Genomic DNA, 13,015 nt, shown 5'->3' on the forward strand with positions numbered 1-13,015 from the left:
ATGACACAGAGAGGAAAAAGTTGACCCCGTGGTTTCTCTTTTACCTTAGCAGGGATTGTTGTGATCAACCAAACAGCCGGTCCGTGCATCTTTATGCTGTGCCGGGTTGCCCAGGGCGGCTCAAGAAGCCGGCGGCTTGTCATTTCACGAACATCTTAAGCGCCGTGCTTACCTTGTTCAGGCACATTCTTCAGATTCTCTCTACACGGGCATGGGAACATTTTTAAAGTTATTCCATCGGTCCCTTGCATGAGTCGCAACGTCGTGGACCCTCAACTACATCCGCAGTCGGCGTTTGAGATGGAGTGGATGGGGGAATTGGAACCGGGGCCCCTCCCCGCAAGAGTTTGACCAGGCGTGAGTCGGGATATCGCAGAACAAGCTTGGGGATGAGAAGGAGCAGCGCCACCATGGCAAGTCCAAGAACCACCGTGAGCCAGGTCCCTCCTGTGACAGAACTTCCGGCATAGGTAAGCGCCAGAGTGGGAGGGATCATGCCCAGAAAGGTGACCAATGCAAACATACGGAGAGACATGTTGGTCAGCCCGGCCCCATAGCTGATCAGGTCGAAGGAAAAGATCGGGAGTAGCCGGGACAGGAACACAAAAATTGCCAGGTGATGGTCGGAACATGTTTCACAGAAGGCAATGTTCATCCGCAGGAGTCTGGTCAGCACTTCCCGTCCCAGGGCTCGTCCAATGAGAAAACTGACAATGGCTCCCAATTCCGCGCCCATTACTGCATAGGCGGCACCAAGAAACGGTCCGAATGCCGCTCCTGCGGCAATGTCCAGCGGCAGGCTCGGAATGGGGCTGATAATCACGGCGACCGCCATCAAGCCCATAAACAGGAAAGGGGCCGATGGCCCGGCCTGGGAAAGCCATCGGGTGAGCCGGTCGGGCCTGAAAATCTCACCGATGTCGATGTGCTGTGTGACTAAAAAGACCGCGATCGGCAAGATCAGCAACGCTGCCGCTTTGGCCCGGAATGAGGCTGTCAGCCGCCTGGGAGAAAAACGGAAAACGGGGGGTGGATTGCGCACTACCCGCACACCTTCATTCGGATGAGCATCGTTGAACGCCTGCTTTCAAGGGCTACGTTATCTGTCTCTCCGGGAATGAAGCCTCGATAATCCCATGTTATTGGATGAAGTTCCAACCATGAAAGGAACTTTTATCCACATAAGGAAGATTATTCCGATTCCCGCCTTTGTTATGATGAGATCAACCGGGCCTTTTCAATATGACTCAAATAGGCAATCCACATAATTTTGTTGGACAGACGGTCCTGGACAAAAATCGAATCATCACGAAGAAGGAGATAATTATGGCCCCAACAAAACTCTCGTCGGGAAGCCGGCTCCCTGAATTCACCCTTCCGCTGGTCAGTGGGGGAGAGGTTACATTGGGCCATCCCAAAAAGACGGGGAACTGGCAGGTCGTGTTTATCTACCGGGGGCTGCACTGCCCGATATGCAAAACCTACCTGAAGAAACTCGAAGATTAGGCCAGGTCCAATTGATCGATATGTCCAACACACCGTTCAACCGGTCCGACCCGGAGGAGCTAATCGATACCTTAAAATGGATTCAGGAGAATGACTATCCGATTCGAGGGACGTATGAGTAGGGAACCCTAAAATACCTTGTGCCTGCTTGGGCTTTCGGTTGTCAATCGAAGTTCAATCGTACTTATCGGAGAGCTTTGACTTTCCTATGACGGCGGCGGGCATCGAAATGCAAGCAATTGTCATGTGGCGAATGAGAGAAGCATTACTAGGCAAAAACAGTTTCTTTTATTTGTTCCGCGTCTCGAACTACTCGATTTAAAACATACCTATCAATTTTCTTCATTCCAATGATCGAAATATGCCCAACAAGAAAGTCTGATGGAAAATCAAGAAATAATTTGGCAATTGACCCATTAAAAAACGAAGAAGATAGGACATCAATTCCAGAAAAATCTAGAGTCAAATACTCGTTTTTCTTTAAATGGCCGCAGATTATTTCATAGACCTTTTCGCCATCGGAATATTCTCCACAATAAGGACCAGTGATTTCTTTAATTGAAATATTCATTTTCAAAACCTGCTTGCCAAATTACTAAGATTATTAATATCAATATTAATACAGGAACCACATAAGTCAAAGGTAAGGTCCTTTATTGTTATATTACCATCAATATCTTGTATTAGAGAGCCATTGCCGGACACAATACTCAGTTGCCCGGAGCATTCTTTTAGAAATCCACTTAATATCCAAAGTCCCCTGCCAGCATTCTTCATTCCCTTACTAGTTACCCCCTCTTGAATTGCTAATTCCACAGCTTTTGCATGTGACCGAAGTTGAAGATAGGCTTGAGAAAGACTGCTTAGAAAGCCATTCCCAAAATCCACAATGGAAAGTATCATCCGATCTTCCTTAGGGTATGCTTGTGCACAGACAAAACACCCAATGGGTGATTGACTATGTTGAAAAACATTATTAATCACTTCAACTAAGGTTACATTGAAAATGGAAAATGCAGTATCAGAGTCCATGGAACAATTTTCACTTAACCAGCCAGCAACCCCAGCAATATATGAATAGTTAAGCTTTTCTAATTTCTTCAGACGAATGCCAGTCGAGTATGTTTCCTGTTGTATCCGAGAACCACTTTTCTGTTGTACAGCATCAGATTCAAATTCAAAGCAATCAAAAAAACCTTGATTTTTAATATAATCAAATACGATTTGACTTCTGGGAGGGGTAAAATAAATTTCATTATGATATTTATTTGACAATAATTCGGAAATAAAACATGCAAGTAAATTCAACCCAAGCGGTCGAAAGAATTTCACATTTCCACAATCAAAGATAATCGTATCTGGAGTTGAGGATTTCACTTTCTGATAAAGAGCAAGGGTGGACTTATAACATTCAATTTGATTCTGACACTGGTTAGGAAAAGCGATAAGCTGCATAAGATAGTCTAGGGTTTTTTACGTGGAAAAAGGTGTTATATTATTCTCAGAATTATTTCACATCTTCTCAATTAATTTTATCTCAATCTTTCAATCCCCATTTTTTGAAGCGGGAGAGGGGGGTGGTGGGTTTAATTCCCAGGAGTTCCGCAGCCCCGGCGGTGCCGTAGATTTTCCAGCCTGTTTTGTTCAACGCGGCTTCGATGTTCGACTTTTCCCGCAGGCGAATGTCCTCTTCGGTCAGAATCTCACCGGTATTGCCGCCGTTTTTCTTGATGGGCGTTTTGAGTGAAGCTCCGTTGGCTTGCGGAACCGGCAGGTCGAATTTGACCGATCCGCACCGGGAGGAAATCACCGCCCGTTCGATGATGTTTTGCAATTCCCGCACGTTTCCCGGCCAATGATAATTCTGCAATTTCACCACTTCGGCATGGGTCAAATCCCGCCCCGATACATATGAGTTTTCCCTGACATTGGCATGATTACCCCATAAACCGAAGGCTCTATTCTATCCCATTTGCCCAACTAAGGTAACACTTTCAATTTACCCTGACTTCACAATCCCCATCTGTTTGATTCGGGGGGGAAGAGTGTGCTGGGTCGTCATGTTTCATTGCCCCTGTCACACCGTCTTTTCATTTTCTGTTGACAGGTTGTTGTGGTGGCAGTAGCCTGACATCTGTGAGATTGGTGTGTTGCATGAACCCCCTATATGAAAGCTGAGGAACAATGAAAGACGAGAAATTAGAATCGGCCGTCACCTATTTAAAGCAGACTGTGCCGGGTCTACTGGTCGTTTACCGGTTTGGCTCCGAGGCCCAGGGTACGGCTACTCCCGGAAGCGATATTGATTTGGCCGTGTTGGCCCAGAATCGGCTTGCGCCAAATACGTTGGTGGAGCTTCAACAACGTCTGGCGACGATGCTTCATCGGGACGTTGATCTGATTGATCTCCGTGCCATTTCCACGGTAATGCAGATGCAGGTTTTGTCCACAGATGATTGTCTGTTCAGCGGAGATGACCGAGCCAGGGAATGGTTTGAAATGGTGGTTTATGCATCCTATGCCCGGCTCAATGAAGAACGGTCCGGGATACTTGACGATGTACGGACTCGAGGATCAGTGTATGCCGGATGACGTCGTTCTGAACAAGGTTGCGAGCCTGGAACGGTGCATTCAACGGATTCGTCAGGTTTACAGTCTCAACGATCAGAACCTCTATGAAAATTTGATGGCTCAGGAATCCATTCTGCTCAACCTTCAACGAACCTGTGAAGTGTCAATTGATCTGGCCATGCATGTAGTCCGCAAGCGTCGGTGGGGAGTTCCGAGAGCCGGGACGCCTTTGAATTGTTGCGGGCCAATGGACATCTGGACAGCAAATTAGCGGAGGCCATGAAGCGCATGGTGGGATTCCGGAATGTTGCCATCCATAAATACGATAAACTGAACCTGGACATTGTGAAGGCCATTATCACCCAGGGGCTCGACGATGTGCTGAAGTTCGGCCAAATGATGTTGAAACTGGAGGGGTAATGAGGTCCTTACCGTAGTTCGTCCAAATTTCTTGGCTAATCCGGCTTTCCTGCCTTGTCTTTTCTGGATGAGAATTCCCTACAACTCCCAAAAAGTCTTTAGCTTGCCTTCTCAATCCCCCTTTTTCTTGATGGGCTTCGAAAGTCGTTCCATGAAATTTTAAAAGTGATCTGCCTGAATTGTTTCTTTACCGAGAGAGGACGCCTCCCGCCTGGGCCCATGGGTGGACGCTCTTGTTATCTCTAGTGGACCTTGTTTGAGCCCAGCGAGTTGGGCCACCTTCCTAAAAGTTGGCGTCCATCCCCTTTTTGAGGTCGGACGGGGCGTCACTGGTTTTGGGTCCTTTTGCCGAAATAAATGGGCCTCGGCTGCCGGACCGAGACACGGCGGTTCTCATACATCACATAATTCCCATTTAGTAGATTGGCGTTGGAAGTCAATGCGGGTCAAGTCTGTTGTTATCTAGCTTGGACTTCTTGCAAACCCAAGGACTGCGGCACGCCATAAGGAATATCTGCCTAAGCAAATTACAACAACCGACGCGACCCATAATTTTTTCCAAAGACTTCCCTCATGATTGTACTTGCTCACGCGAGTAATTTACGCACACGCAACCTGGAATATGCCCTCGAGGAATTGAATTCAACGCCTTAAAACGTATAAATGACACGCAGGGCGGACAGATGGAGGGTACTGCTTTGCAAATGCTTTTCCACATCGGAAATTTTCGTGCGCAGTAATTGCACTTCTTCATCGCGAATGGTCGGGTTGCGCTTTTGCAGGGTGAGGAGACGCTGTAACTCGTTATCTAATTCTTGATGCATCGCGGCGATGGCAGCATTGCGGAGCACCGGGAGCTGTTGTGCGGCGATTTCCTCAATGTGTTGCACCTGTTTTTTTAATGTCGCACGTGTGCTCGCGATCAATTCCTGTGCGACTTCCCGATTGATCTTTTCCAGTAAAGTTTCGTAGTTGTCAGGTGGTAGTTGCTGGGTATAGTTTTCCCCTTCCTGGTTGACCAGCAGGCGCAGTGCGTGGCAAGGAAGGTAGCGTCCGATCTCTAATCCGGCGGGTGCAGGGCAGTTCGATTCGAATATGGCTTCGATTAAAATATTGCGAGGCGGAAGTTGTGGCAGGTGTAACGCGCAGACGCTGACCCGGCCTCGTTCTCCGTTCAAAACCAGGTCGATTGTCGCACGCACTAATGGGTGTTCCCAACTCAGGAATTGCATGTCTTCCCGCGCAAGGGCCTTCTCGCGATTGGTCGTCACGGTGATGCCGTCTTCGGGTAACTCAGGAAATTGTGCCACCTGTAAATGAGCACCCGGTCGTACGATCCAACTGCCTGGCGAATGATCTTCAATTTCAACCCCAAAACAATCAAAGGCATTTTCAAGGTATCCTAATAAAATGTTCTCCTGTTCATTGTGTGTGATTTCTTGAATCAGCGGGGCAGCAATTTCCTGACGGCAACCGCTGAGTTCGAGCAACCGGTTGCGCCCAAGGTTGAGTTGCCTGGTCTTTTGCTCGTGCAGTTGCCTGCATTCCTCGATGAACCGGTCCTCATTGAGGTGGTCGCTGGCAAGGTAAGCAGCAAATTGTTCTTCCATTTCGGCCTTGATGTGTTGGCCGGTTACGCAACAATGCTCAAACGCATTGAGTGCATCATGGTACCAGCGGCTCAGTCGCGCGCCTCTTGAACCTTCCGCGACAGGCACGTGAATATGGATATCGTGCTGCTGCCCGATTCTATCCAGGCGGCCAATGCGTTGCTCCAGCAAGTCGGGGTTTTCGGGTAAGTCGAACAAGACGATATGATGGAGAAATTGAAAATTTCTGCCTTCGCCGCCAATCTCCGAGCAAATCAATATTTGCGCACCGTCTTCGGCATCGGCAAACCAGGCGGCAGCGCGGTCTCGTTCCAGGAGACTCATGTGTTCGTGAAAAGCACCGGCTGGCAGGCCATGGTTTTTTAGCAATATTGTTGATAGGGAAACCGCGGTCTCGGGGGTCCCGCAAATCAGGAGAACCTTGTGCGGCGATAGTTCTCGTAGTTTATTGGAAAGCCAGTCAATACGGGTCTCGTTTCTGTCGTCGTCGAGTAGAGCAGGAATGAAGTGACGCCGGGGAAACCCGCTGATCGTCGCACGCGTGTTCCGGAATACCATACGGCCAGTGCCGTATTGATCAATCAAGCGATCGATGAGGTGTCGTCGAAGTGTGTAGGCATCGTCATTAGCGGCATTGATGGCTGCCAGATCAATTGCATCGCTATCATCCATGAGCGAACGTACATGGGCTAGATCATCTTCAGTTATGGTCTGATGATCGAGTAGAAGATTTACCAGCACGGCAGTCGCGGCATGGTGTTCCTCCTCGGCTAAGTAGCTGTCGAGCGAGTGGAAACGCGCCGGGTCGAGGAGTCGCAAACGGGCAAAATGCCCTGCCGTGCCAAATTGCTCGGGTGTGGCTGTTAATAACAAGACTGAATCTGACTGATTCGCTAAAATTTCGATTTGTCGATACTCCCGGCTGCTCTCACTCGGCGTCCACCTAAGATGGTGCGCCTCATCGACGACCAATATATCCCAATGACACATGGCAATTAACGGCGCGATATCATCGCGGCAGGCAAAGTGTAATCCGCATAACACGAGAGAGAATTGGTCGAAGAAGTTTTCAGGAGGGACCGATTCTTCCGGATTGTCGAATGCCTCGGGGATATGTGAAAAATATTGCTCATCGATTATGGTGAAGCGCAGGTTAAAGCGCCGGAGCAATTCTACCAGCCACTGATGCAGTAGTGGTTCCGGGACGATAACTAATGCACGGTGTATTTTTCCGGTCAGTATCAGACGGTGCAGAATTAAGCCGGCCTCAATGGTTTTACCGAGCCCCACTTCATCGGCGAGCAGAACACGCGGGGCGGTGCGCTTTGATACTTCATGGGCAATATAGATTTGATGTGGAATCAGGCTGACACGTGGCCCGTGAAGGCCAAAGCTTGATGATGTTTGTTGTGTGGCGAGGTGTTGCAACGTGGCGGCACGCAACTCAAACCATCTGTTGTCGTCAACTTGCCCGGCAAACAGTTTGTCTTGAGGTAAATGAAACGTGAGTGCATCGGGCAGTTCACGTTCATGCATGGTGGCAGGCTCACCACTTTCTCGAAGCCCGTGGTAGCGCACTGTGCCGCCGACATGTTCTATTTTGGTGATCGAAAGACGCCCACCATCCATACTTTTTATTGAATCACCCACACCAAATTCAACGCGTGTCAAGGGAGCCGTGGCTTTTGCATACGTGCGTATTTCATTAGCGGCGGGAAATTCAATTTGAACCGTGCGAAAGGCCACAGATTGGACGATGCCCAACCCGAGTGCCGCCTCATTGTCACTCACCCAGCGTTGGCCAGGAGTAAAATCATCCATCATATTCGTTCATCTTTTTTAAAAGGTAATGATTGCGTGGCTATTAAACACGAAAATCGATTTTGGAGAGGTGAAGTGAGTCTGCGGCATTCCCCGCCATGGTGATTGTTCTATGCAGGGTGTTTTTCTTGCTCTCCTAAAAGGCGAATACTGAAAATGCTTACCTCATTCCCGGCTCATTGGTGAATACATTTTTGGTTTGTATTCCATTCCTACCTCAATTCAAGTTCGTGACACAAATCTAATGGGTCTTCCTAATCCCCATTTTTTTGATACGGGAGAGGAGGGTGGTGGGTTTGAGGCCCAGGAGTTCCGCAGCTCCACCGGGGCCGTAGATTTTCCAGGCTGTTTTGTGTAATGCGGCTTCGAGGTTGGCTTTTTCCTGACGGCAAATGTTCTCTTCGGTCAGAATCCGGCCGGCGCTGTCCCCATTTTTCTTGATGTGCGTTAAGTGAAGACCCGCTGGCTTGCGGCACAAGCAGATCGAATTTTACCGGTGGAGATCTACAATCATTTTCGAGAAGAATTTCGCTTGTCCAACTATTTCTTGAAAGAGGCCTGACTCTCCCCGGAGGCGTGGCCTGCCAGTAAGCCCTCAATGCTAATATCTTCATCGAGGTCTTCCCAGTGGATTCCCTCTCCTTTGCCAATTAATCTCCAATTGTTTCGTTCTTTTGGTGTCCCGTTAACAAGTCGTGGAAACCATACCAATGGGACCGAAATTGTTCGTCCATCCCCTAAGTCGACACTTAAGGTATCGTCTGTCACTGTTACATCCTGTGCACTGGGAATCCGATGGTCAACGCCCGGAATACTCATTCCACCCCTCCACTCATTTTTGATGGGATTCTCATTAGGGAAGAGGTTCGATTTTGTCCAAAGGTTCCAAGCTCTTCGCTTTTTGCCAATCAGAAAGAAGCTCCTCACGATGAAGCGTGGCCTATTCGGAAACAAGGGCTTGAGCGCGTGCGGGCAATCGACCTGAAAACACAGCCAACGTATTTACATCTATGAGGGCTTCATCCCCTGCGTACTCGGCATGAAAGTGGGGAGGATTGTGATCATCAAAATACATCTTGATGACAATCCCATAAAAGCGACAAATTTCAGGCATTCATGCCTGTCTTCAGATTTGGAAACATATCCTCAGGTGTTTTTTTCGTCAGTTTCATATAGAGAGAGTCCGGGCATAGGTCAATTTCATCGCTCCATGAAATTTCTCTGAGAGGTCCAATTCGGACTCCTCTGAAAAAATCCGGTTGATCCCAGGCCTTGAAAACGCCCTTTCCTGCCAGGTGGGACAAGTCGACCTCTCCTGATACGCCGTCATCATAGCGAAGCCACAGGCGGAAATTGGGAAGTGGTTTGACTTCTAAAGGTTTCGGCATCTATGTCCTTCCTCTGGGGTCATGATATCACTCAGGGTATAAGAGACCAAGAGTTCCCAAATATGAAGGACTATTCCGTACAGAGAGATGTCCGGGATTAATCGTCAATTGTTCACCCTACTTTCTCAATCCCCATTTTTTTGATGCGGGAGAGGAGGGTGGTGGGTTTGAGGCCCAGGAGTTCCGCAGCTCCGCCGGGGCCGTAGATTTTCCAGCCTGTTTTGTGTAATGCGGCTTCGATGTTGGCTTTTTCCTGAAGGCGAATGTCCTCTTCGGTCAGAATCTCGCCGGGGTTGCCGCTGTTTTTCTTGATGGGTGTTTTGAGTGAGGCTCCGCTGGCTTGCGGCAAGTGCAGGTCGAACTTGACCGATCCGCACCGGGAGGAAATCACGGCCCGTTCGATGATGTTCTGCAATTCCCGCACGTTTCCCGGCCAATGATAGTTTTGTAATTTCACCACTTCGGCCTGGGTCAATTCCCGTCCCGTGCAATTCAGTTTTTTGCGGACCTGGGCCATGAACATACCGGCCAACGGCGGGATATCCTCCTTGCGATTGCGGAGTGGGGCGACTTCAATCGGGAAGACGTTCAACCGGTAATAGAGATCCTGACGAAATCTTCTGGCTTCCACTTCCTGAGCCAGCTTCCGGTTGGTGGCTGCGATAATGCGGACATTGACCTTTCTGGTGGTTTCCTCGCCTACCCGTTCGTATTCTCCCTCCTGAATGACCCGCAGGAGTTTGCTTTGCATCTCCAGGGGGATTTCTCCCACTTCATCCAGAAACAGCGTGCCGCCATCGGCCGCTTGAAACCGTCCGGCGCGGTCTTTCATGGCGCCGGTGAAGGCGCCTTTGGCATGCCCGAAGAATTCGCTTTCATAGAGATCTTTGGGAATCGAGGCACAGTTGACCCGCACGAGCGGATGCTCCTTGCGTTGACTGCGGCGGTGTATTTCCCGCGCGACCAGTTCTTTTCCGGTTCCCGACTCCCCCGAGATGATTGCGGTGGCATCGGTGGGGGCCACCAGTTCAATCTGTTGCACCAGGTTGGCGATGGCGGGACTCTGCCCGATAATATCGCCAAAGTTCTGCGCTTCCAGGACTTCTTCTTTTAAGAATGTGTTTTCCAGTTCCAGTTGGGCTTTCAGCCGTTCGATTTCCTCGAAAGCCCGGGCGTTGGCAATGGCCACCGCCACATGATCGGCAATCATCCGGAACCAGACCGTGGCCTCATCGGTGACTGGTTCCCGTTCGAAGACGGCCAGCACACCAAGAATTTCCCCTTTATAGATAATGGGCTGCCCATGAAAGCCCTGAATGCCTTCCTGTCTTGCCCAGTCGGGCCTTGCAATCCAGGCGAGATTGTTTTCCATCTCATTGATAACGAGTTGCTCGCCCGTCTTTCCGATTCGTCCCACCTTACAGACGCCCAACGGAAAGCGGGCAAAGTACCCGTCGGTGTTTTTCCATTCCGTTTTGGCACCCTCGCTTGACCGGCCCGCACTGGCTACGAGATGGAGGCATTTCGTCTGATCCGGGCATTCCTCCTTTAACCGGCAGGTGGAGCAGATATCACCCGGCCGGATCAACCAGATTCTTGCCAGGACCACAGTGGGCCGATCCGCCAGCCGTCGCACGATCAGCCACAACAAGTCGTTCAATGAACGTTGCTGGGCGATGTCCAGCAAAAGGCATTTCAGGGAATCCAGCGTCGTGCCCTCCCGGCACTCTGGTGTGGTCGTGTTCATGGTTGAAACGATAAACGAAATTTCGTTGACTGGCAATGAGTTTTCGTCAAGCACGAAATATCGTCGTCAGAAAAACGTTGTAACATTTTTAAAAATATTAAAAAACAACAACTTAAATATTTTATGAACATGGCATGTTGATTGAATTATCACGAAAAAGTGTCTGACATATTTTATTCACATTCACTCTTTTTAAGGAGATACCCAACGATGCCACGATTACCTGCACTCAATCCGGAAACCGCCACGGGCCAGGCACAACGTTTGTTGAAAGGCGTGGAAAGTAAGCTGGGGTTCGCGCCCAACATTATGCGGACCATGGCCAACTCGCCGGCCGTCCTTCAGGGGTATCTCGATTTTTCGGGAGCCCTCTCGAAGGGCCGTCTTCCGCCGAAGTTTCGCGAACAAATTGCCTTAACCGTTTCCGAGGTCAATGACTGCCGGTATTGTCTTGCGGCCCATTCGGCCATCGGCCGGACGGTGGGGCTTAGTGAGGAAGCTATCGGTGACAGCCGGCGGGGCGAGTCGCCCGACATCAAGGAGGCCACGGCCCTGGAGTTCACGCGGCTGGTCGTGTCGAACCGCGGACAGGTTTCGGGGGAAGAGGTCGCCAAACTCCGCAAGGCCGGGTTCACGGACGGGGAGATCACGGAGATCCTGGGCCATATTGCCCTGACTCTGTTCACCAATTATTTCAACCACGTGGCCGGGACGGAAGTGGACTTCCCTGCGGTTGCTGAGCTGGAAGCCAGAGCCTAAAGCCGTTCAGGTCGTCATTCAGAGCCACCCTGACTCAATTTTGAATTTCATGAAAGGAGAAACATCATGAGCACACACACCGCCATCAATCTGCAGGACAGACTGGAAGACTTGTTGGCCTACATCCGGGGAGGCCGCATTCTGGATGCCATCAATGAATTCTATGCGGACGATGTAACCATGCAGGAGAACGATCAGCCTCCAACGGTCGGACGAGAAGCCAACCTGGAACGGGAGAGCCAATTTCTCAACACGGTAAAAGAGTGGAAGCGCTTTGATGTGACGGCCAAGGGCGTCGGCGACGACGTGACGTTTTATGAAACGGTCATGGACTGGATAGCTACGGACGGCACTCCGGTTCATGTTGAGCAGGTGGTCGTTGCCAAATGGCAGGAGGGCAGGATTATCCATGAGCGGTTTTATCACAATTAATCCAACATACTTTTCACCTATCCAAAAAGGAGATTGATCATGGCACTTCCCAATCCAGGCATGGACATGATTCCCGATCAGACGGCTTTAGTCATTACCGACCCACAGAATGATTTTTTAAGCCCTAAAGGCGTGGCGTGGAGCGTCGTCGGTGAAAGCGTGATGGAGAACAACACGGTGGAACATCTCGACACACTCTTTCGAATTGCAAAGGAGACGGGTATCCAGGTGTTTGTTTCGCCCCACTATTATTATCCTTCAGACCACGGATGGCAGTTTGAAGGCGCATTGGAAGCGGTGATGCACGGTATCAACATGTTCGATCGTGTCGATCCGTTAAGTTTGGAGAATTTTACAGGCTCTGGTGCGGATTGGCTCGACCGGTTCAAGCCATACATTGCTGACGGTCAGACCATCGTTGTGAGCCCGCATAAAGTCTACGGTCCTGAAACGAATGATCTGGTTTTGCAATTGCGCAAGCGGAAATTCAACAAAGTTATTCTCGCCGGCATGTCCTCGAATCTCTGCGTAGAATCCCACATGCGGGAGTTGATGGAGCAGGGCTTTGAAGTGGCTGTGGTCAAGGATGCGACGGCAGGTGCCAAGGTACCTGAAGGCGATGGCTACAAAAGCGCGTTGGTCAATTTCAGAATGATTGCCAATACGGTGTTAACTGCCGAAGAGGTCGTCAACCATCTGCAAGGCACAGTGGCAGCCGTGTAGGAAAACAATATGTGTTAACTCGATGGATCGTTTTTGAA

At 49.8% G+C, this 13,015-nt stretch carries 12 protein-coding genes and 3 pseudogenes; 6 read left to right on the plus strand and 9 right to left on the minus strand.

Annotation, left to right across the window (positions count from 1 at the left end):
• Positions 1-229 precede the first annotated feature (229 nt).
• Entirely contained in the window at positions 230-1,042 is an 813-nt protein-coding gene (locus H6750_11585) for a TVP38/TMEM64 family protein (GenBank protein MCB9774949.1), read from the minus strand.
• 284 nt (positions 1,043-1,326) lie between these two features.
• Here H6750_11585 and H6750_11590 point away from each other — a divergent pair.
• Positions 1,327-1,628, plus strand: a pseudogene (locus H6750_11590) (redoxin domain-containing protein).
• 146 nt (positions 1,629-1,774) lie between these two features.
• Here H6750_11590 and H6750_11595 read toward each other — a convergent pair.
• From H6750_11595 to H6750_11605, 3 genes are all read right to left on the minus strand, one after another.
• Positions 1,775-2,077 (minus strand): STAS-like domain-containing protein, encoded by a 303-nt coding sequence (locus H6750_11595; GenBank protein ID MCB9774950.1) that lies wholly within the window; start codon positions 2,075-2,077, stop codon positions 1,775-1,777.
• A gap of 2 nt (positions 2,078-2,079) precedes the next feature.
• Positions 2,080-2,961, minus strand: a complete 882-nt coding sequence (locus H6750_11600) for a hypothetical protein (GenBank protein ID MCB9774951.1) — start codon at positions 2,959-2,961, stop codon at positions 2,080-2,082.
• Between the two features lie 82 nt (positions 2,962-3,043).
• The gene (locus H6750_11605; protein ID MCB9774952.1) at positions 3,044-3,400 is read right to left on the minus strand and encodes a hypothetical protein; all 357 of its coding nucleotides are present in this window, start codon (positions 3,398-3,400) and stop codon (positions 3,044-3,046) included.
• Between the two features lie 290 nt (positions 3,401-3,690).
• On the opposite strand from H6750_11605, the gene H6750_11610 reads away from it, so the two are divergent.
• A complete protein-coding gene (locus tag H6750_11610) occupies positions 3,691-4,098 on the plus strand; it encodes a nucleotidyltransferase domain-containing protein (GenBank protein ID MCB9774953.1) in 408 nt (135 codons plus the stop codon).
• Positions 4,088-4,497 (plus strand): annotated as a pseudogene (locus H6750_11615) (DUF86 domain-containing protein). Before H6750_11610 ends, H6750_11615 begins: the two are co-directional and overlap by 11 nt.
• Positions 4,498-5,147: 650 nt before the next feature.
• Here the strand turns inward: H6750_11615 and H6750_11620 are convergent.
• From H6750_11620 to H6750_11640, 5 genes and pseudogenes are all read right to left on the minus strand, one after another.
• Positions 5,148-7,931, minus strand: a complete 2,784-nt coding sequence (locus H6750_11620) for a DEAD/DEAH box helicase family protein (protein ID MCB9774954.1) — start codon at positions 7,929-7,931, stop codon at positions 5,148-5,150.
• Between the two features lie 537 nt (positions 7,932-8,468).
• The gene (locus H6750_11625; protein ID MCB9774955.1) at positions 8,469-8,747 is read right to left on the minus strand and encodes a DUF2442 domain-containing protein; all 279 of its coding nucleotides are present in this window, start codon (positions 8,745-8,747) and stop codon (positions 8,469-8,471) included.
• A 34-nt stretch (positions 8,748-8,781) separates the two neighbouring features.
• Positions 8,782-9,042, minus strand: a pseudogene (locus H6750_11630) (DUF4160 domain-containing protein).
• Positions 9,035-9,316, minus strand: coding sequence for a DUF2442 domain-containing protein (locus tag H6750_11635; protein MCB9774956.1), 282 nt, complete (start codon positions 9,314-9,316; stop codon positions 9,035-9,037). The pseudogene H6750_11630 and the gene H6750_11635 overlap by 8 nt, the downstream one beginning before the upstream one ends.
• Before the next feature lie 112 nt (positions 9,317-9,428).
• Complete coding sequence (locus H6750_11640; protein ID MCB9774957.1) at positions 9,429-11,063, minus strand: sigma 54-interacting transcriptional regulator; 1,635 nt, start codon at positions 11,061-11,063, stop codon at positions 9,429-9,431.
• A 210-nt stretch (positions 11,064-11,273) separates the two neighbouring features.
• On the opposite strand from H6750_11640, the gene H6750_11645 reads away from it, so the two are divergent.
• The 3 genes from H6750_11645 to H6750_11655 all read left to right on the plus strand — a co-directional run bounded on the left by H6750_11645 (position 11,274) and on the right by H6750_11655 (position 12,977).
• A complete protein-coding gene (locus H6750_11645) occupies positions 11,274-11,822 on the plus strand; it encodes a carboxymuconolactone decarboxylase family protein (GenBank protein MCB9774958.1) in 549 nt (182 codons plus the stop codon).
• A gap of 66 nt (positions 11,823-11,888) precedes the next feature.
• Positions 11,889-12,254: a nuclear transport factor 2 family protein gene (locus H6750_11650; GenBank protein MCB9774959.1), complete on the plus strand. Its 366-nt coding sequence runs from the start codon at positions 11,889-11,891 to the stop codon at positions 12,252-12,254.
• Positions 12,255-12,293: 39 nt separating this feature from the next.
• On the plus strand, positions 12,294-12,977 hold the full coding sequence (locus tag H6750_11655) for a cysteine hydrolase (protein ID MCB9774960.1): 684 nt from the start codon (positions 12,294-12,296) through the stop codon (positions 12,975-12,977).
• Positions 12,978-13,015 lie beyond the last annotated feature (38 nt).

This window comes from Nitrospiraceae bacterium (genome assembly GCA_020632595.1).
GTDB lineage: Bacteria > Nitrospirota > Nitrospiria > Nitrospirales > UBA8639 > Nitrospira_E.

Bases quoted from the DNA above. Each gene is read 5' to 3' on its own strand.
- H6750_11635 (MCB9774956.1), bottom strand. From the start codon at position 9,316: ATGCCGAAACCTTTAGAAGTCAAACCACTTCCCAATTTCCGCCTGTGG.
- H6750_11620 (MCB9774954.1), bottom strand. From the start codon at position 7,931: ATGATGGATGATTTTACTCCTGGCCAACGCTGGGTGAGTGACAATGAG.
- H6750_11645 (MCB9774958.1), top strand. From the start codon at position 11,274: ATGCCACGATTACCTGCACTCAATCCGGAAACCGCCACGGGCCAGGCA.
- H6750_11625 (MCB9774955.1), bottom strand. From the start codon at position 8,747: ATGAGTATTCCGGGCGTTGACCATCGGATTCCCAGTGCACAGGATGTA.
- H6750_11610 (MCB9774953.1), top strand. From the start codon at position 3,691: ATGAAAGACGAGAAATTAGAATCGGCCGTCACCTATTTAAAGCAGACT.
- H6750_11640 (MCB9774957.1), bottom strand. From the start codon at position 11,063: ATGAACACGACCACACCAGAGTGCCGGGAGGGCACGACGCTGGATTCC.
- H6750_11595 (MCB9774950.1), bottom strand. From the start codon at position 2,077: ATGAATATTTCAATTAAAGAAATCACTGGTCCTTATTGTGGAGAATAT.
- H6750_11600 (MCB9774951.1), bottom strand. From the start codon at position 2,961: ATGCAGCTTATCGCTTTTCCTAACCAGTGTCAGAATCAAATTGAATGT.
- H6750_11655 (MCB9774960.1), top strand. From the start codon at position 12,294: ATGGCACTTCCCAATCCAGGCATGGACATGATTCCCGATCAGACGGCT.
- H6750_11650 (MCB9774959.1), top strand. From the start codon at position 11,889: ATGAGCACACACACCGCCATCAATCTGCAGGACAGACTGGAAGACTTG.